The organism is Bradyrhizobium sp. SRL28 (genome assembly GCF_018596315.1).
GTDB lineage: Bacteria > Pseudomonadota > Alphaproteobacteria > Rhizobiales > Xanthobacteraceae > Bradyrhizobium.
The window spans coordinates 86,862-104,777 of the sequence record NZ_JAHEAG010000017.1; the positions used below are offsets into that span (position 1 = coordinate 86,862).

The window sequence follows — 17,916 nt, forward strand, 5'->3', positions numbered from 1 at the left end:
GCGTGCGGTGTGTAGGGTGGGCAAAGCGAAGCGTGCCCACCATTTACCGCGGTTGCTGCAGATAGATGGTGGGCACGTCGCTACGCTCCTTTGCCCACCCTACGAAGTTCTTCACTTCATCCCGGTACAACTCGCATAGAACGTCGTCGTCGCCGGCCAGTCCGAGAACATGGCGCGGATACCGACCTGTTTGGCGAGCACGTCCAGCACCGTCAGCGTATCGCCGTCGCGGTCGACCGCTGATCTGATCGACTTGTGATAGAAGCCGCCGCCCTTGTGCAGCGGACCGTCGCGCTCCAGCGACCAGCCGATCAGGTCGAGGCCTGCGGCCTTCGCAGCCTTGGCGTATTCGGACGGGACGATTTCCTTTTTGTCGTTCAGTGTCAGCATGGTCCAGATCGGCGGTCCGAGGATCGCTATGCCTTGCGCCTTCAATTCCGCCATCGAGGGTTTCCAGGTTTCGGGCTTGTTGGGATCGAGACCCTGCTTCTCGTAGCGGTCCTCGAGATAGACCGCCTGCGCGCCAAAAGCCGCCTCGGTCTTCACCCAGTGGAGCACGTCGGCGAGATTGAAGCTTTGCGCGAACACATCACTTGGGGGAATGCCGGCTTTCTTGTAGGCCGCAATTATCTGGCTTGCGTATTTCTCCTGGCTGTAGTCGCCGTCGAACGGCATCGCCACTTCGGGCGCTTTCAATTCCGGCGTGAATTTGGCCCCCAGGCTTTTGATCAGCGCGATGCTCTCGTCATGCGTCATCAGCGTGCCGGAATTGGCGTAGAGATCAGTGCGCCAGCGCGGCGTGCCGTTCCGGTATTCCTCCGGCGACTTCGCATCTGGATTGAAGCCGTCCATTTTCGCGGTCAATGTGCGGAATTCGGCGAGCGTGATGTCGCTGGTGCAGCACTTTGCAGAAGCCTTCTTGCCGGTCGTCGGGTCGGCCGGGCTGAACGCTTGCGAGCATTTTGCGGCCAGCTCCGGCACCGTCAAAATGTTGGTCGTGGTGTGCAGGTCGCATTGCGAATGGCGACAGACCAGTTCGCGATCTTTGGTAAAGGTGACGTCGCATTCGATGATGCCGGCGCCCATCCGGGCGGCCGCTACATAAGACTCTTTCGTATGTTCGGGGAATTCCAGTGCCGCGCCGCGGTGGCCGATGGAAAAGTCGGTCTTGTGAAACGGCCCGGTGCACTGGCTGAGCTGTTGCTTTAGCGGCCCGTCCTTCATCTTGTCGACGAGATAAAACGGCCGCGGCCCGATCTGCGGCTCGCGCGGCAGCAGGATGTCGTCGGCAAGGGCGGGAACGGCCGCCGTCAACAGCCAGAGGGCTGCGGCAAGGGCGGAGCGATGGCGGATGGGCATGGGTGGCACCTCGGATAACGCGTTGCGCGCGGCCTTGATATCACGGAGCATGTGACAGTTTGAATGGGTGCGTAGGTGCGTAGGGTGGGCAAAGCGCAGCCTGCCCACCACCCATCAACAACGGTGCAAGAAATGGTGGGCACGCTGCGCTTTGCCCACCCTACAAGAACAACACCTGGGAGAGAAACATGCCCGCAGCCCTATTCGTCGTCCGCGCCACCGTGTCCGATCTCGCCAAACGTCAAGCGTTCGACGCCTGGTATTCGCGCGAGCATCTGCCGGATGCCATGAAATCGTTCGGCGCGCTGAAGGCATGGCGCTACTGGAGCGCCACCGATCCGTCGCTGCACCACGCGATGTACCAATTTCCGGACAAGGCCGCGCTCGATCGCGCAATCGAGGGGCCGGAGCTGAAGCGTCTGGTGGCTGATTTCAACCGCGACTGGCCCGACGTGACGCGCACGCGGGAGGTGCTGGTGCTGGCGGAAGAGCTCGTACCGGCTAAAATGAAATAGCGTCACACGCCAGCGCGACGCGGCCGTAGCAATGACAAATGTCCCGCTGTGAACACAGCGCTGCGAAAATGACCTTGGATCGCTGTCGTTCACCGCAAAGCTGAACGCGCAGTTCACCGCGCATTCATCTCGGCGCATCGAAACTCGCCTTCTTGCACACAGCAGACGGAGGAGGAGATGTGATGGAACGCCGCCACTTTCTGAAACTCGCCTTTGGATTTGCCGCGGGCGGTGTCGCGCTTGCAGCGAGTGCGCAGGCCGCGCCGCTGATGCCGGCGCCGCTCGCCGACGACGCGAAACTGCCCGTCAATCCCGATGCGCAACCCGCCGTCACTTCGGGCGAGGAGGTCGATCGCCTCACGCCGGAAGAGGTGCGCTGGGGCCGCGGCCGCCATCGCGGCTGGGGCCGCCGGCGCTGGGGTTGGCGTCGCAGGTATTGGCGCCGCCGCCGTTGGCGTCGCAGGTATTGGGGCTGGCATCGCCGCCGTCGCTGGCGCCGCCGTTACTGGCGTCGTCGTCGTTACTACTGGTAAGCGCAGCCAGGGATTGTTTAGAGGGAATAAAAAAAAGCCCCGCGCGAGCGGGGCTTTTGTCGTGATTGGAAATATCAATAAGCGCGGCAGCGTCCATGGCGCCATACGGTGCCGTAAGGGCATCCGCGACCGGGCCGCACCACGACGACCGGAGCCGCGGGTCGCACCACGACGACCGGGGCCGGACGAACCACGACGGCCCTGCGAATGGGTTGGCATCCGCCGTAAGGGCCGCGAGCCCAGCCGGGGCCGCATCCTTGCGCGGCTTCCGCCGCGCTGAAGCTGGCAACGGTGCCCAAGGCCAAAACTGCTGCGAAAAGGTACTTCATGTTTTCTCCCGTTTTCGGCCGCAATGGCGGCACGGTTCGGAACCTATTCACGAACAGCTGAATGGAACATGAATGTTGTGGTTTGTCATGGGGCTACGGCCAGAAATCCGAGCAGCAGTTCGCCGTACCTGGCCGGCGCCTCCAGGAAGACCAGATGGCCGGTGTTCAGGACCACCTCGGCCCGGCCATTCGCCATCCGGGCGGCGAGCGCCTTGGCCAGCTCGGCATTCTGTCCCATTTTCGCGCGCAGCGCTTCCGGCGCATTGGCTCTTCCCGGAGCGTTGTGATCGTCGGCGCCCATCACGAACAGCGTCGGCTGCGTGATCAGCGGAATCTCGTGCGCTACCGGCTCGCGGTAGATCATTTGCGCCGAGCTGACGAAGGCGCGCAGCCAGCGCGGATATTCGGCGCTGCCCTTGATGTTGAAACGCGCATCGATGAAGGGTGTGACCTGTTCGGGCGGCAGCTTCAGCGCGTAATTGGTCTCTAGCTGCTTGCGATAGCCGTCCGCGGTGAGTCTGTCCTCGTTCTCCAGAATCTTCTCGGTCGGCGTCGGCGGCACGTAGAGCCGGTAATCCTCCAGGCCGATCGGGGCGGTCAGCACCAGATGCGCGATCCGGTCCGGGTAAGCGCGCGCGATCCGGACGCCGAGCATGCCGCCGAGCGAATGCGCCACGATGTCGGCCTTGGGGATTCCGAGATGATCGAGCAGCGCGATCGTGTTGCGCGCCAGCGTGTCGAAATGCAGGTCGGCTAGCGGTTTTGACGATTTGCCAAAGCCGATCTGGTCCGGCACGACCACGCGATAGCCGGCATCGTTCAGCGTCTTGATCACCGGCGCCCAGTAACTCGATGGAAAGTTGCGGCCGTGCAGCAACACCACGGTGCGGCCGTTCGGCTGTGCGGGAGCGACGTCCATATAGGCCATCCGCACCTGTTCGCCGTCGTTCACCAACGGCAGCAGATGGACGGGGTAGGGATAGGCAAAGCCTTCGAGCCCGATGCCATAGGGCTCGCGCGCAACAGGTTCGGCTGCCTGCGCGCACGCGAGGCTGCTCAGGAAAATAGAAAAGCAGATCATGATCGCGCGTTGCATCGCAGGCTCCATCTTTGAGATGCGGCCTTATTGATGCGTTGAACGCGCCCGGTAAAGCCAACGCGGCTTCACTTTTTGCGGAGATCTGGCCCGCCTCATTCGGCCTTCAGCGCGGCGTTGAAATCGCCGCCGGTGTCCGTGGTATGGAGATGCTTCAACTGGCCGCGGTCATCGATCAGGTAATAGTGGTTGCCGTTGATGCCCTTCTCGTTGCGTTTGCCACGGAACACGATGAGGCGGCTGTCGGCCCGGCTGATCACAGGCTCGAAATGATCAGCCACTTCGCCCCAGTTGGAGACGGTGAAGAACTGCGTGATCCGTCCCGTGCGGACGTCGAGGAATGTCGGCGCCTGGCACTCCGAGCCGCAGGGCAGGATCACGACGATGTAGCGCCCGCCGGCGTTCACCTTGTCGTCTTCCATCGCCGCCCGACAGGTTTCGCTGCGGTCGCGCCAGAACTCATGGTCCAGACGCGGCTTCGCGCGCTTGCCGGTGTAGACCTTCACCGTGTGGTCACCGAATTTGGGCACAGCTTCCGCGTGGGCGAGCAGGGCGTAGCACGCGAACAGCATCGCGGCGGCAATGGTTTGAAGCGGACGGTTCATGGAGGTCTCGTCGGAAACGCAGGCACCGTTTGGTCTGCGTTCCCGCCGGATTGGTTCATGAGCCGCGCTTATGCCGGCTCGCTTCCGAACAAGGCGGCAAACCGCTTTTCGCCGGTGCGGGTGAAGTTGACGACGCGGCTGCCCGGCGTCGGGTCGCGCGCCGCCCAGTTGAGTTCGGTGAAGCGGTTCATCACGGCGGCGCCCAGCGTGCCGGCGAGGTGATGGCGGCGTTCGCTCCAGTCGAGACAGGCCTTGCACACGGGACGGCGCGGATGCGCCAGCGCCTCGGTGTCGATCTGCAGCGCCTCGGCCATGAAGCGCTTGCCCTCGCCGGTGAGTTCGATGTCCTGTTTTGTCTGCCGGACCAGCCGCTGCTTGCGCATGCTGTCGAGCATCTGCACGCCGAGATCGCCCGCAAGATGATCGTAGCAGATCCGCGCCCGCCGCAGCGCCGGCTCCTTCGGTCCCGTGCGCACGCGGGTGTGCCCGGCGCGCTCGGCCAGGCCCGCAAGGCCCTCCAGCACATGGGCGACGTCGGGGCCGGTGAGGCGGTAGTAGCGGTGACGCCCCTGTTTTTCCGGCTCGATCAGGCCGCCGGCTTCGAGCTTGGCGAGATGCGAACTCGCGGTCTGCGGCGTGATGCCGGCCTGGTGCGCCAGTTCGCTCGCGGTTAGCGCGCGGCCGGTCATCAGCGCGGTCAGCATATTGGAGCGCGCGGGATCGCCGACGAGAGAGGCGACCATGGCGATGTCGGGGCCTGCTTTCATAGTTCGATGATAGCCGAAGCATTGACGTCGATCAAGCGGGTATTCTCACGGCCGTCATTGCCTGCGACAAACGCGAGGCGTTTGCGCAAGGGAGCGCAAGCGACGAAGCAATCCATCGCGCCGCAAGTGGAGGCATGGATTGCTTCGCTGCGCTCGCAATGACGGCAGAAACCAACACCGGAGCCCCACCATGACCATCACCGTTTTCATCCGCTACCAGCTCGATCCGTTCAAGCGCACTCAGTTCGAGCAATATTCCAAGAACTGGCTCACCATCATCCCGAAATGCGGCGGTGACCTGCTCGGCTACTGGATGCCGCATGAGGGCACCAACAACATCGCCTTCGCGCTGATCTCATTCGAGAGTCTGGCGGCCTATGAAAGCTACCGGGCACGGTTGCGCGCCGACAGTGAAGGCATGGCCAACTTCAACTTCGCCGAGGAGAACAAGTTCATCCTCACTGAGGAGCGGACGTTCCTGCGCAAGGTCGTGGCGTGAGGCGTCTGGCAGAACGGGCGTCGCGTTCCTATCTACGCGGCGCAAACAAACATTGAGGGGAGCGACCCATGCTGACACCTGCTGACAAACGCACGGCATTCAGGAAATTGCACGAGAGCGGATGCTTCATCATCCCCAACCCCTTTGACGTCGGCAGCGCGGTAGCCTTGCAGCATCTCGGCTTCAAGGCGCTGGCGTCCACCAGCGCGGGCTTTGCCTGGGCCATCGGCAAGGCCGACAACCACATCACGGTCGATGATGCCTGCGCGCATCTCGCCGCCATCTGCGCGGCGGTCGATATACCTGTTAATGCCGACTTCGAGGACGGCTTTGCGCACGAACCGGAGAAGGTCGGGATCAACGTCGCGCGTGCCGTGAAAACCGGTCTCGCCGGCCTTTCGATCGAGGATTTTACCGGAGACAACGCGAAACCTCTGTTCGATCGCGAGCTTGCGATCGATCGTATCAGGGCGGCGCGCAAGGCGATCGATGCCGACAACAGCGGCGTCCTGCTCACCGGCCGCTGCGAGGCGTTTTTGCGCGGGCAGAAGGATCTGAAGCTCGTGATCGACCGGCTCACCGCCTACGCCGAAGCCGGCGCCGATTGCCTCTATGCGCCCGGCATCGCGACGCCGGAGGAGATTTCGGCTGTCGTGAAGGCGGTGCATCCAAAACCCGTCAATCTGCTGGTCGGCGCTGCCGGCCCGTCGCTGAAGGTCGCTGGCGATCTCGGCGTGCGCCGCATCAGCGTCGGGGGCGCGCTGGCGCGGATGGCGTGGGCTGGCTTCATGAAGGCGTCAAAGGAGATGGCGGAGCAGGGCACGTTCACCGAATTCGCCAACGGTTATCCCGGCGGCGAACTCAACAAGATGTTCAGCTAAAGCATCAACCCATAAATTCAGAGTGGCCGTCGGACGTCCGCTTTGGTGCGTTTTCCGGACTCACGTCGAACATCGCGTGAGGTCCGAAAAGGGCCAGAGCGGAAATGTCTGAATGCAGCAGCAAGTGACCGTTGTGCGCCTAAAAGGCGATACCTCGCTCCTGTTGAGCGGCAGATTCACAAAGCCAAGGTTGCCGCAGCCATTGCATCTCAGGCGGCAACAAAGTCACCCTCAGTAGAGATCGCGTTGCGCCGCGCGCAGCCGGGTATACAGGGCGCCGCTCTATGCGCCAATTGACGTACTCATCTGCCGTTTCTACGCTATGCCGGAAATTCATGAAGGGGTTAAGGGGTTAGGCGTGCTTTCAAAACTTAAAAATCTGGCCACAGGCGCCATGAAAAGCGTCAGCGGACAGTTCGCGAACGCCTCCCGGGCAATTGCCGACCTAGCCGCCAGTCTTGCTAACCGCGCCGCGGCGGCCGCTGATCTGGGCCGCATTCTCGATATCATAGAAATGGTTCCGGGCGTAAGTTTCGACAAGCCCGAGCTCGATGCCGACTATCTCAATACGTTGCTGGCTGCGGTGCAGATGGGCGAGCTTACGCTGGCCGTGCATTACCGCCAGCAAACCGAAGCCAGCGTGGTGCGCTTGCAACCCATCGCAACGGCAGAGGCCAATGCACTGGCCGGCTCGGACAATAAGTTCTCCTCGAAAATCCTGGTCGACGGTGAAAGCGACAAACCTGGCATCCAGATGCTGATGAACACCGAGCATTTGGCGGAAAATTACCGGCAAGTTTCCGCCGATACACTGATCAACGCATTGGCCTTCCCCATCGAAAATGTCAAAGGCGGTTTCATCATCGCCAAACCGTTTCGTGCAATCGCGCGACCAATCGCAGGCTGGCTGCTCAACATTATTTTCGACCAGGGCGAAAAATTGCACCGGCGTTTCCTCGGCAATCGCGGCGAAGGTCAACCCCAACCACCTTCGCCGCCTGCGGACGAGGAACAAACCGACGCGCCGCGTGCTTCAAGGACGTCGGAAGGCGGCGACGTCCAAGCTCGGGGCTCCGAGCGAACCATCGGCAACCAGCCGCGGAATGATGGCGCGAATTGATTGAATACAGTTGAGAGCAGCGCACCATTGATCACCGTCAGCGCCAAACCGAATTCGGTTAGACGTCGCTGAGGAGAGGCGCTTCAGCAATGGATCAATCGCCTGCGAGCGCTCTGGCTTAGCGCTTCGGCTTTGGCAGCACCATCCGGCCCTGTGAAGCAATGCCACCCCACTTGGCGGACCAGGCGACTTCCGAGGTGGAGGGTTGCTCGGTGTCCTTCGGCCCTTGAGCACCCTGCAGCGCAAACAGGGCGCCTTGGGGATCGGCACAGCGCGCGATCCAGCAACCATCCGGCAATTCGGTCGGACCCTGGAGGATCCGGCCTCCGCCATCATTGACGTGCCTGGCGGCCGTGCTGATGTCGTCGACATTGAAGTAATAGAGCCAACACGGCTGCGGCACGCTCGGAAGCTTGGTGAGCATGCCACCGATCGTCTGCCCGGCCGCCGAAAACAATTGATAGAAGTCTGCCGGATCGGTTTCATCGTCGGCCTTCTGCCAGCCAAAAAGCTCGCCGTAAAAATCAAAGATCTTGTTCCGGTCTTCAGCCAGCAACTCGTGCCAGCCCACGCGCCCCAGCTCGTCCAGCCCGCTCGCTTGCGGTTGGCCATACGTCAGTCCGCTGACCAGCGCAAAAGTCGCCTTTTGCGGATCGGCGACCACTGAAACCCGGCCGATATTGCTGTCCGTTGGGGGTAGCAAGACAGCGCCTCCACGACGCCTGATCTGTGTGGCCGTCGCATCCAAGTCGTCGACTGCGATGTAGCCGACCCATCTCGGCGTTGCCCCCATTCGCAGCCCCTCTTCGGGGAGATCCATGAGCCCGCCTACCGGAACTTCGCCGGCACCAAGCACCGTGTATGCCAGTTCCGGAGTCGACGCATCCTTCGCATCCCAGCCGACGACCTTGCCGTAAAAGGCGCGTGCTGCCGCAACGTCCGTGGTCAGGAGCTCATACCAGACGAAGCGTCCGAGTTGTTTGACCAAGCCAATTTCTCCGTTCAAGCCTGGAGGCAATTGCGCACTGCACCAAGTCGCACTCGCTGCAATTTGCGCGATGGGCGCGGACCGTCGTTGCAACGGGCGAAAATGCGGCGACGTCGTTCATGAACATGAATGCTACCTGAACGAGCGGCATTACATTTTCGTGTGTGCATGAATCTTGCCTGCCTTATTTGGTCAGCGTAGGATCGCTCCCACGGAGATCCTTCTTGCAACGTTGGAGGATGCGACCATGGCGCGGGTGAAGCAAGCTTCGAAAAAGAAGCGAGTAACCAGAACCGCAGTACCGGCGTTGGGCGCCGCCGGATTAACTTTTTCGCTAGCTGGAGGCGCATCGGCATCGGTCGTGCCGGGGAGCGACGTTCAGGGGGCGAATTACGCACCTGGCATGATGATCACGCTCGGCGAAGAGGAACTTGCCGACGTCAGCCTCGCCACCTTCCATCTCTTCGACGACGAAGATCTCGGCAGCGCCGTGCAGCTAGCCCAGCGCGGCTGCGGCAGATGCGGTGGTTGCCGCGGATGCGGCGGCTTCCGGGGATGCGGTGGCTTCCACGGATGCGGTGGTTGTCGCGGCTGCAGAGGCTGTGGATGCAGAGCCTGCCGATGCGGCGTCGGCTGTGGCGGATGTGGTGGCTGCGGCGTTGGCTGGATAGGGGTGGGCGTGCCAGGCATCGGCATAGGCATAGGGTGCGCAGGTTGCTGTGCATCCTGGGGCCGGTGCCGCTGGTGCTAGGCGACGGCGCTTCCTGATTTTGCGTCGGCACGCCGCGATTTCATTGGCCGGGTTCGGTTGACCCGGCCAGTATCTTGTTTTCGTTGTGACGTTCGCCTGCCAGCGCGGGCAGCCTGCCGGTGACAAGCGAGAGTGATGACAGCCAATCGCAAGAGCCGCGTTGCGAGCAAGACCCGCAAGGACATTCTGCGATTCGCGCCGAACTTCACTGCCTATGTACTTCCTCCCGATGTGGTCTGCCTCTATTCCGAGGATCGCAAATTTTTTCTGCACGGCGATCTATATTGTGCGGTGGCCACGTCGATCGGAAAAAATGGAAAGTCTGCGCCAGAGATCGTTCGCCAGCTTTCGAAGAGCTTTCCGACCGACAATATTGAGGAAGCGATCAAGCGGCTGCTTGAGCGCCGATACGTGGTTGCAGGAACGTCGTACGCATTCGATGGCGCCGTCGCTGGATATTGGGCGAGCCTCGGCCTGCCTCTCGAGGTCGCGGAACAGAATCTCCGCAATTGCCCCGTGCAGGTGGAATCGATCGATGTCAAAGGCGCCAGGGAACTGAGCGCGGCTTTGAGCAAACTCGGCGTTCAAATCGCCAAGCGTTCGCCCAAGCTCACGATCACGTTGGTGAACGACTATCTCGACCGGCGGCTGGCCGAGATGAACCGGGAGCGCGTGGCCGACAAGACGCCCTGGCTGCTGGTACAGCCGTCCGGCGTGTTTCCGCTGGTGGGGCCCGTGTTCAAACCGGGCGAGAGCGCCTGCTGGAACTGTCTGTTCGATCGCATGATCCGCAACCGCGAGATCAAGGGATTCCTCGACCGCGGTCCGGCGCAGGCGGTTGCCGTATCGCCGCTGGTCAACGACAGCGTTGGACACACCGCATTTCACTTCGCCGCCGTCGAAATCACGAAAGCGATTGCCACGGGCTTTCGCACCGATCTGCGCGATCATATTGCGAGCCTCGATCTGACTGGTGCTGTCATCGCCAAGCACTTTGTCGCGCGGCGCCCGCAATGTCTCACCTGCGGTAGCAAGAAACTGCAGAGTCCACGCCGGGCGGCGACGTCAATCGAGCTCGCCGAAGGCAGCAAGCTCATCATGACCAGCGGTGGATATCGCACCGTGACCTCCCGGGCCACCGTGGCGCGCTTCCGCAAGCATGTAAGCCCGCTGACCGGCGTGGTGACGCGGCTCGAGCGGATCGAGGTCGATCTGCCGATGAACACCAATTTTTTCGCCTATCACAATTTCTCCGGGCCGGCCCAAAGCGTCGATCAGCTCAGGTCCGGACTGAGCGGCGGCAGCTTCGGCAAAGGCTCCACGGCCGAGCAGGGCGAGGCCAGCGCGCTGATGGAGGCGATCGAACGCTATTCGGGCATTTTCCAGGGTGACGAGATCAGGACGGCGCGCCGCTTTACCGATTTCGCTCCCGGCGACGCCCTTCACCCCAATGACGTCCAGCTTTTCAGCGAAACGCAGTTTCAAAGCAGGCATGACCAGCAGCCGGACGATTCACATCCGGTCCCTGAGCCGCTCGATCCCTCGATGAAGACCGAGTGGTCGCCGGTCTGGTCGTTGCGCGACAAGCGTTTCAAATATCTTCCGACCGGTCTGCTCTACTTCTTTTATGGCGGCTTCCATACGGACTCCAACGGTTGCGCGGCCGGCAACACCCGCGAGGAAGCCATCGTTCAGGGCTTCCTCGAACTGATCGAGCGCGATGCCTACGCCATCTGGTGGTACAACAGGGTGCAGCGTGCCGAGCTTGACCTCAAGCAATTCGACGATTCCTATGTCCGGGATCTGCAATCCCAGTTTGCTGATGCCGGGCGCCGGCTATGGGTGCTCGACGTCACCAGCGATCTCGGCATTCCCACTTATGTGGCGATCATGCACTGGATGCAGAACGGCCACGAGAATATCGAGTTCGGTTCCGGCGCGCATTTCGATCGCCGCATAGCCCTGCTGCGTTCGCTCACTGAGCTGACCCAATTCATGTCGATTGGCATGATGGGTGGCGGCAGCGGTGAGAAGCCGTCGCTCGATGGTGTCAAGCCGCTGCGTCTGGAAGATTATCCGTTCCTGATCCCGAGCGACAATCCGATCGTTCCGCCGGCACCCGACCTCTGGGTTCACGACAACACGCGCGATCAGGTGAATGCCTGTGTCGAGATCGCGACCCGGGCAGGTTACGATTTCCTCGTGCTCGACCAGACGCGGCCCGACGTTGAGGTTCCCGTCGTTCGAGTGCTCGTTCCAGGTCTGCGGCATTTCTATCGCCGCTTCGCACCGGGCCGGCTTTACGATGTTCCCGTGAGGCTTGGATTGCTGGATCGCCCGCGGCTGGAAAGCGAACTCACTCCGTTCCTGCCGCACACCTGAAAGGGTCTTTCGTGCGCGCTCCCCGGAAAAAGCCGACCAGGAAGATCGCGCCCGTCATCACCGCCCGATTGAACGGTCATTTCTCCCTGCAGATGCAGGCGGACGGGAGCATCACTGCCTTCGTGGACGGTTATTCCGTCAATCTGGGACAATTGAGCACGGCCGCGATGGAGCGCGCGCGAAATCTGACCGACGGCCTGCCGCTCGCGTCCTTTGCCGGCAAGAGCGCGATCGCGAGGGAAATCGACGTCCTGATACATCGACTGGCGCGGCACGGGCTGCTCGAATATCGCCTGTCCTTTCAGCGTGACGAGCAGGTCCTCGTGGCCATCGAACCCCAGGTCCCTGAGTACTGGCCGCAACGCGCAAAGCTCGGCGATAGTGACACCGTCGTGTTGTCGCGCTTTGCCAATCTGCGCCGGCGTGGCAACGAGATGGTACTGGAATCGCCGCGCGCCGGCGCGCTGTTTCGAATTGGCGATCCCGCCATTGCCGCCACCCTCGCTGCGCTGTCGCGGCCTCACAAGATCAGCGGGCTTCGCCGCCACGCGGCCGCCTTCAACCTCGATCTGCTCGAACTGCTGCTGGATAGCCAGTTCCTGCTCAAGCTCAATGCGAAAAGCGGCGACGGCCTTCGGGTGAATGAAGGCGACGGCAATCTCGTTCTCTGGGATTTCCATGATCTCGTGTTTCACACGCGGAGCACCGAGGGCCGACAAGCCAATCCGGTTGGCAGCACCTTCGCCTATGCAAGGGTCGTTTCACCGCTGCCCGCGGTGCGTCCGCCCTGGCCCGGCAAGAAGATCGACCTGCGCAAACTCCTCACCTCGGATCCGATCTCGCCCTTCGCAAAGCTGTTGCGCGAACGCCATTCAGTACGAGATTTCGATGACGAGAATCCAGTCACGCTCGCCGAACTCGCGCAGTTCCTGGACACCGCAGCCCGCGTCCTGTCGGAATGGAAGAGCGACGCGAATTTCGCAGGCAGTCCTGAGATCACCTACAGCACAAGACCCTATCCTTCGGCCGGCAGCGCGTACGAACTGGAATTGTATCTGGCGGTTTCGAACTGCGAGGGGCTTGCACGCGGACTTTACCACTACGACGCGGGCGGCCACGCGCTGGTAGCGATCGGCGTCTCAGCACAGCAACTCCAGGCGCTTTCGGCGGCAGCCGAGTTTGCCATGGACGCATCGGGTCCGCCGCAGGTCCTGATCACGATATCAGCGCGTTTTGGACGGATCTCCTGGAAATACAGCTCGATCGCATACTCGCTGATCCTGAAGAATGTCGGCAGCATGATCCAGACGTTTTACCTGGCGGCGACCGATATGGGCCTTGGTGGCTGCGCCATCGGCACCAGCAACATCGATCTGTTTGCAAAAATGACGGGGCTCGAATTCCACGTGGAGGGTCCGGTCGGTCAATTCGCGCTCGGACGCGGCAAGAAGCTGGAGGCCCCAGGCTAGAGCACGATATTTCTCGAAAGGCGGTACCCACTTGTCCGCCAGCCGCCGAGCTCTCGTAGGACGCTAGGTGTGAACCTATAAATTCAGAGTGGCCGGCGGGCGTCTGCTTGGGTGCGTATTTCCGGACTCAAGCCGGACATCGCGTGAATCGCGGTGCCGCGGTGTGTCGCGACTTCGCGGTGTGTCGCCTAGGCCGCGGAGGCAACTGTGGGTCTCCTAGCGATCAATGTGCGTCGGTCGTGAATCAAGCTCTCCAGCCGGTGGGCTGCCACGTTCAGTGTGGCATCATCCACCGCGCTCTCGTCTCCGGCAGCGGATTTGGCGCGTTCCGCCTTTAGAATGCGGTCGATTTCTTCTTCGATATCCGACAGCTCAGCCTCAGCTTCGACTTTCCGGATCCGGCGCGCCAGGGCATAGAGAGAATCGAGTGGACCTTCGGTCGCGCGGTTGCGGACGCCCAGGAATTTCCACGCCGCCGCAAGCAGGGTGGCAGCGCCACCCAATACCATCGGCGTCAAATAGATCCAGTTGCCGTATTCATCCATGAAGCTCTGCGTGGTGCTGTTGTAGACGGCCGCTGCGCCAGGGTGCAGCGGAAGGTAAGCATCCTGATCGGTGCTGGGCGCGGTGATCTGCGCGAAAATCGGCTGCTCGCGCAGAAGATTCCTGCGCGCGCTCATGATCGCCTGCGTGAGGCTGGTTACCAGATCAGTGCCGAGCTTCTTTTGCGCAACCAGGTATAGTGAGGTCCTTAGGGTCGTCAGGTCATCTTCCGGGATCGGCGGCGATCCCCGCAGCGTGCCCTTCGGGACGTCGAAACTTTCAAAGGCACGTTGGGCCTCTGCAATTGCTGCCGCGGACTCGATTGGGATCAGTATCGGGACCTTCTTATTGTCGAGCTGAAAAAATCCGCGAGCGAGCGAGAGGTATTTTTGGGTGAGCGGGATCGTGACGAGCAGGGCACCGACCTGTTTTGACTGAACGGCTTGCCGGACTTCCGTCAAAGCAAGGTTCTTGAATACAACTTTTGCGCTCGTCAGATCATATTCCTTAGTCAACGCGTCGACAATTTTGGTGTTCACTGCTCCGCCGACCACGCCGACCGTGCGTCCCTTCAGGTTGCCCATGCTGCCGATGGACGATCCCGGCGGCGCGATGATCAGTACGACCATATGGCTGACGACGACAACGGCTTGCGCCTGCGACAAGTCACCGACATCGCCGCGAACCACGGCGAGATCGACCTTACCCGCGGAGAAGGCGTTGGCGGCCTCAAGCGCGGTGCCGCTCTCGATAACCGTGAGCCGCACCGGCGCGTTCGTCGAAACGAACTCGCCCGCCATCGCTGACATTGCCTTGGCGGCCTCGCCGTCGATCGAGCCGACCGCCACGGTCAGCGTTACCGGGCGATTGTAGTACCGATAGCCAAGGAGAGCTGCGCCTGCCGCAAAGGCGACGACGCCGGCAAGCAGGAAAAAGCGAAGCCAGAGCGGCAATTTTATCGACATCATGCGTGCCTTCCTCGTCGGCACCCATCAAACAGCTGTAGCCCGCGACATCCACGGCCAGGATAGCTGCCAGCCGCGCTGCGCGCTCGCTCCTCGATACACACGCTTAAGCTCGTGGCAAATCGAATGGTGTATATCAGAAACGCCGGCCGATGTCGCGCCATGCCAAAGTCCGAAACGGGGTCATCAGCGACGATTTGTCAGGTGCGCAGCATGTCCGGTTCAGAGGAAATCTCGGAAATGCCGATTGTCCTGTTTTCAAGCGCCGAAACCGGAGCCTCGAATTTGAATGGGCTGCGATAAACTGAGCGGACCGTTCTTCAACAAGATCAAGCAATGTCGGCGTGTCGCGACGGGATACGACAAACCCACAGCCAACTATCTGGCCTTCATCAAGCCCGCATCAATCCGAATTTGGCTGCGTACAAATGAGTCCACGTCCTTGAGCATAAAAAAGCAGCGGGCCCGTTGGCCCGCTGCGCATCATTTCGGATGATGATTGTTACTGCTTGCTGGCCGGTGCGTTATCGGCCGGCGGCGTGGTCGCCTTGTTCATGTCCGTGCTCGGCTCAGCCGGAGCCGCCGGGCGGCTGGGGGCTGCGCCCGTGGTGGTGCCTGGCTGGCTGTTAGTGCGGGGCGTTACGTCACGCATGCCCGGAGGCGCCGCAGGGTTGGCCGGCTGCGTCTGTGCCGTCTGGTTGGGTGGTGTGGTGCCTGCCTGGTTTACGGTCGTGTTGTTAAGGCCATAGAACAGGGCGCCCAGCACCACGGCGATGGCGACGGCGAACATGGCGACCTTGCCGCCACTGGGAGAACCCTCGGCGGCGAGGCCGGGATCGGCTTGCAACTCATTGTCCAGACTGTTGAGGCGGGCCTGATGTCGGATTTCTTCCTCGCTCAGGCCGGCGCGGTAGGGATCGTTCGGATTGGGTTGGTATGCCATGATTGGGTTCCTCCGTTAGCGCCCCAGAGTAAGCGGGAAGACAATGGTTGGCGGGACCGGATGTTCCGCGCCAATGTTGCAACCCCGTAATGTTGGAACCGATGATTCCCTAGAGTTCCCAATGTGAGGTTTGCCATGTGGAGCCTGCCGCCCGGCGATACCGTCCTGCATTTGCTGTCTTATGTGGCGCTGACTGCGCAGGCGATGACTGCCGCACTTGCGGCGGGCCGGCGCAGCATGGACTGGGCCGGTGTATGCATGCTCGGCTGCATTACTGCGCTTGGCGGCGGCACCATCCGCGACGTGTTGCTCGGGCACTATCCGCTGGTCTGGGTGCAGAACCCTTCCTATCTCGCGCTGACGGCGGTGGCGGCATTCGCCACCATCCTGATCGCGCGGCATGTGCACCGGCTCAACACGGCGTTTCTGGTGCTCGATGCGATCGGGCTCGTGGTCTTCACCATGGCCGGCTGCGACGTCGCCTGGCAGATGAATGCCCCGCTGCCGATCGTGATCGTCGCGGGCATGATCACCGGCTGCGCCGGCGGCGTGCTGCGCGATATTCTCTGCAACGACGTGCCGTTGTTGTTTCGCGCCGAACTCTACGCCAGCGTCTCCGTCGTGACCGGATTGTTCTACGCCACCGCCTTCGGACTCAATCTCAATGACCAGCTCTGGACCGCCCTGACATTTGCGCTCGGTCTCACGCTGCGGCTGCTGGCGATCCGCTATAAATGGGAGATGCCGAAATTCGTGTTCAATGGCGAGCAGCGCTGAGCAGATCGCCGCGAAGCTATTTTACCCTGCGTGCTTTCGCGACCTGATCCGCCGTGACCAGCGGCGCCGCATTGCCCCAGGCGTTGCGGATGTAGTTCGTCACGTCGGCAATCTGCTGGTCGGTCATCTTCGCGGCATAGCCCGGCATCGATCCCTTGTTGGGCGCGCGGGGCGTCGTCACGGTTTCTGCGCCGTCGAGAATGATGCGCAGCGCACTGGTGGCATCGGCCGATTGCAGATTGGCGTTGCCGGGCAGCGGTGGGTAGATCCGCGGCGCACCTGATCCATCCTCTTCATGGCAGGCGATGCAGGCGCCATTGTAGAGCTTTTCGCCGGCGGCCATTTGCGCCGGCGGGGGCGGGGTGACCTTCGGCTCCGGCGCGCCGGCCGGCAGGTCTTTCAGGTAAACCGCGATGGCGCGGACATCCGCATCGCTCATCTTTGAGGTCGAATTGACCACGACCTCCGACATCAATTCGCCGGCATGGCTCTTGCCGTTGCGGCCGCTCTGCAGATATTCAGCGATGTCTTCCACGCTCCAGGATTTCAGGCCGCTGCGCTCGGCGGCGTCCAGCCGCGGCGCGAACATGCCGGCGACCCGCCCGCCGCCGTAGGCCTGGCCGCGTCTGTCCGCACCGAACATGTTCTTCGGTGTATGGCAGGCGCCGCAATGGCTGACGCCCTCGACCAGATATCGCCCCCGATTCCACTCCGCACTCTTCTGCTGATCGGGCATCAGGATGCCGGGCTTGAAGAACAGCCAGTTCCAGCCGCGCATAACAAAGCGATAGTTGAACGGAAAGCGCAGCTCCGGCGAGCGGGGCTCGTTTCGCACCGGCGCCAGCGTCGCCAGATAAGCGCGGATTGCAAAGATGTCCTGCCGCGTCAGCTTGGTGAAGTTCGGATAGGGGAAGGCCGGGTAATAGCGCGAGCCGTCACGCGCCACGCCGAACCGTAACGCGCGGTAGAACGCGTCATCGCTCCACGCGCCTAAGCCGGTCTCGCGGTCAGGCGTCAGATTGGGCGAGTAGATGCCGCCGAAGGGGGTATCGATCCGCTTGCCGCCGGCGAACGGTTTTGCAGGGTCGGCGGTATGGCAGCTCGCGCAGTCCCCGGCGTCGGTCAGCGCCTTGCCGCGGGCGATATCCTCAGGCGTCGGCGGTTCGCTCCTGGACAGGGCATGGCCTTCGGTAACGGCGAACGCAGTGCACAAAAGCACGCGAGCGAGAATCGTCCGCATCATCCGGCGTGGTCCCTGCACCATCTGGCCTCCTGGGGCGTTATAGCGTGAAAGCGGACAGAGGAGGGATGTCATGCCGTTTCGCGGCGGGGCTCCCGGACGACACAAACCGAAAAGCGGCGCCTTCATTCCCGGCACGAAATTGCGATCTTTG

The 17,916-nt window shown here is 61.9% G+C and carries 17 protein-coding genes and 1 pseudogene; 9 read left to right on the plus strand and 9 right to left on the minus strand.

The window, feature by feature from the left end:
- Positions 1-111: 111 nt before the first annotated feature.
- Positions 112-1,359 (minus strand): glycerophosphodiester phosphodiesterase family protein, encoded by a 1,248-nt coding sequence (locus KIP88_RS27395; RefSeq protein ID WP_214491179.1) that lies wholly within the window; start codon positions 1,357-1,359, stop codon positions 112-114.
- 188 nt (positions 1,360-1,547) lie between these two features.
- Here KIP88_RS27395 and KIP88_RS27400 point away from each other — a divergent pair, with 188 nt between their 5' ends.
- Positions 1,548-1,874, plus strand: a complete 327-nt coding sequence (locus tag KIP88_RS27400) for a hypothetical protein (RefSeq protein ID WP_214491180.1) — start codon at positions 1,548-1,550, stop codon at positions 1,872-1,874.
- Between the two features lie 182 nt (positions 1,875-2,056).
- Positions 2,057-2,407, plus strand: coding sequence for a twin-arginine translocation signal domain-containing protein (locus KIP88_RS27405; RefSeq protein ID WP_214491181.1), 351 nt, complete (start codon positions 2,057-2,059; stop codon positions 2,405-2,407).
- A gap of 74 nt (positions 2,408-2,481) precedes the next feature.
- Here the strand turns inward: KIP88_RS27405 and KIP88_RS48545 are convergent, their stop codons facing one another.
- From KIP88_RS48545 to KIP88_RS27420, 4 genes are all read right to left on the minus strand, one after another.
- Complete coding sequence (locus tag KIP88_RS48545) at positions 2,482-2,736, minus strand: GCG_CRPN prefix-to-repeats domain-containing protein (protein ID WP_249791052.1); 255 nt, start codon at positions 2,734-2,736, stop codon at positions 2,482-2,484.
- Between the two features lie 85 nt (positions 2,737-2,821).
- A complete protein-coding gene (locus KIP88_RS27410; RefSeq protein ID WP_374226521.1) occupies positions 2,822-3,817 on the minus strand; it encodes an alpha/beta fold hydrolase in 996 nt (331 codons plus the stop codon).
- A 110-nt stretch (positions 3,818-3,927) separates the two neighbouring features.
- Positions 3,928-4,437 carry a hypothetical protein gene (locus KIP88_RS27415; RefSeq protein WP_214491183.1) on the minus strand — a complete coding sequence of 170 codons (510 nt, stop codon included), beginning with the start codon at positions 4,435-4,437 and terminating at the stop codon, positions 3,928-3,930.
- 68 nt (positions 4,438-4,505) lie between these two features.
- Complete coding sequence (locus KIP88_RS27420) at positions 4,506-5,204, minus strand: helix-turn-helix transcriptional regulator (protein ID WP_214491184.1); 699 nt, start codon at positions 5,202-5,204, stop codon at positions 4,506-4,508.
- 190 nt (positions 5,205-5,394) lie between these two features.
- Here KIP88_RS27420 and KIP88_RS27425 point away from each other — a divergent pair, with 190 nt between their 5' ends.
- From KIP88_RS27425 to KIP88_RS27435, 3 genes are all read left to right on the plus strand, one after another.
- Positions 5,395-5,703, plus strand: coding sequence for an NIPSNAP family protein (locus KIP88_RS27425; RefSeq protein ID WP_214491185.1), 309 nt, complete (start codon positions 5,395-5,397; stop codon positions 5,701-5,703).
- A 68-nt stretch (positions 5,704-5,771) separates the two neighbouring features.
- The gene (locus KIP88_RS27430) at positions 5,772-6,584 is read left to right on the plus strand and encodes an oxaloacetate decarboxylase (protein ID WP_214491186.1); all 813 of its coding nucleotides are present in this window, start codon (positions 5,772-5,774) and stop codon (positions 6,582-6,584) included.
- Between the two features lie 358 nt (positions 6,585-6,942).
- Positions 6,943-7,704, plus strand: a complete 762-nt coding sequence (locus tag KIP88_RS27435; protein WP_214491187.1) for a hypothetical protein — start codon at positions 6,943-6,945, stop codon at positions 7,702-7,704.
- Positions 7,705-7,822: 118 nt separating this feature from the next.
- Here the strand turns inward: KIP88_RS27435 and KIP88_RS27440 are convergent, their stop codons facing one another.
- A complete protein-coding gene (locus KIP88_RS27440; RefSeq protein WP_249791053.1) occupies positions 7,823-8,692 on the minus strand; it encodes a VOC family protein in 870 nt (289 codons plus the stop codon).
- An 886-nt stretch (positions 8,693-9,578) separates the two neighbouring features.
- Here KIP88_RS27440 and KIP88_RS27445 point away from each other — a divergent pair.
- A complete protein-coding gene (locus KIP88_RS27445; RefSeq protein ID WP_214491189.1) occupies positions 9,579-11,825 on the plus strand; it encodes a TOMM precursor leader peptide-binding protein in 2,247 nt (748 codons plus the stop codon).
- Between the two features lie 92 nt (positions 11,826-11,917).
- Positions 11,918-13,294 carry a SagB family peptide dehydrogenase gene (locus tag KIP88_RS27450; RefSeq protein ID WP_214491237.1) on the plus strand — a complete coding sequence of 459 codons (1,377 nt, stop codon included), beginning with the start codon at positions 11,918-11,920 and terminating at the stop codon, positions 13,292-13,294.
- Between the two features lie 188 nt (positions 13,295-13,482).
- Here KIP88_RS27450 and KIP88_RS27455 read toward each other — a convergent pair whose 3' ends face one another.
- Positions 13,483-14,805, minus strand: a complete 1,323-nt coding sequence (locus KIP88_RS27455; RefSeq protein ID WP_214491190.1) for a TAXI family TRAP transporter solute-binding subunit — start codon at positions 14,803-14,805, stop codon at positions 13,483-13,485.
- Between the two features lie 313 nt (positions 14,806-15,118).
- Between KIP88_RS27455 and KIP88_RS46695 the strand changes: the two are divergent.
- Positions 15,119-15,298, plus strand: a pseudogene (locus KIP88_RS46695) (hypothetical protein); the annotation flags it as partial.
- A gap of 6 nt (positions 15,299-15,304) precedes the next feature.
- Here the strand turns inward: KIP88_RS46695 and KIP88_RS27460 are convergent.
- Positions 15,305-15,745 carry a hypothetical protein gene (locus tag KIP88_RS27460; protein ID WP_214491191.1) on the minus strand — a complete coding sequence of 147 codons (441 nt, stop codon included), beginning with the start codon at positions 15,743-15,745 and terminating at the stop codon, positions 15,305-15,307.
- 135 nt (positions 15,746-15,880) lie between these two features.
- Between KIP88_RS27460 and KIP88_RS27465 the strand changes: the two genes are divergently transcribed.
- Positions 15,881-16,522, plus strand: coding sequence for a trimeric intracellular cation channel family protein (locus KIP88_RS27465; protein ID WP_214491192.1), 642 nt, complete (start codon positions 15,881-15,883; stop codon positions 16,520-16,522).
- Between the two features lie 16 nt (positions 16,523-16,538).
- On the opposite strand, the gene KIP88_RS27470 is transcribed toward KIP88_RS27465, so the two are convergent.
- A complete protein-coding gene (locus KIP88_RS27470) occupies positions 16,539-17,762 on the minus strand; it encodes a cytochrome c (protein ID WP_214491238.1) in 1,224 nt (407 codons plus the stop codon).
- Positions 17,763-17,916: the final 154 nt, after the last annotated feature.

Bases quoted from the DNA above. Each gene is read 5' to 3' on its own strand.
- KIP88_RS27395 (WP_214491179.1), bottom strand. From the start codon at position 1,359: ATGCCCATCCGCCATCGCTCCGCCCTTGCCGCAGCCCTCTGGCTGTTG.
- KIP88_RS27400 (WP_214491180.1), top strand. From the start codon at position 1,548: ATGCCCGCAGCCCTATTCGTCGTCCGCGCCACCGTGTCCGATCTCGCC.
- KIP88_RS27405 (WP_214491181.1), top strand. From the start codon at position 2,057: ATGGAACGCCGCCACTTTCTGAAACTCGCCTTTGGATTTGCCGCGGGC.
- KIP88_RS48545 (WP_249791052.1), bottom strand. From the start codon at position 2,736: ATGAAGTACCTTTTCGCAGCAGTTTTGGCCTTGGGCACCGTTGCCAGC.
- KIP88_RS27410 (WP_374226521.1), bottom strand. From the start codon at position 3,817: ATGATCTGCTTTTCTATTTTCCTGAGCAGCCTCGCGTGCGCGCAGGCA.
- KIP88_RS27415 (WP_214491183.1), bottom strand. From the start codon at position 4,437: ATGAACCGTCCGCTTCAAACCATTGCCGCCGCGATGCTGTTCGCGTGC.
- KIP88_RS27420 (WP_214491184.1), bottom strand. From the start codon at position 5,204: ATGAAAGCAGGCCCCGACATCGCCATGGTCGCCTCTCTCGTCGGCGAT.
- KIP88_RS27425 (WP_214491185.1), top strand. From the start codon at position 5,395: ATGACCATCACCGTTTTCATCCGCTACCAGCTCGATCCGTTCAAGCGC.
- KIP88_RS27430 (WP_214491186.1), top strand. From the start codon at position 5,772: ATGCTGACACCTGCTGACAAACGCACGGCATTCAGGAAATTGCACGAG.
- KIP88_RS27445 (WP_214491189.1), top strand. From the start codon at position 9,579: ATGACAGCCAATCGCAAGAGCCGCGTTGCGAGCAAGACCCGCAAGGAC.
- KIP88_RS27450 (WP_214491237.1), top strand. From the start codon at position 11,918: ATGCAGGCGGACGGGAGCATCACTGCCTTCGTGGACGGTTATTCCGTC.
- KIP88_RS27455 (WP_214491190.1), bottom strand. From the start codon at position 14,805: ATGATGTCGATAAAATTGCCGCTCTGGCTTCGCTTTTTCCTGCTTGCC.
- KIP88_RS27460 (WP_214491191.1), bottom strand. From the start codon at position 15,745: ATGGCATACCAACCCAATCCGAACGATCCCTACCGCGCCGGCCTGAGC.
- KIP88_RS27465 (WP_214491192.1), top strand. From the start codon at position 15,881: ATGTGGAGCCTGCCGCCCGGCGATACCGTCCTGCATTTGCTGTCTTAT.
- KIP88_RS27470 (WP_214491238.1), bottom strand. From the start codon at position 17,762: ATGCGGACGATTCTCGCTCGCGTGCTTTTGTGCACTGCGTTCGCCGTT.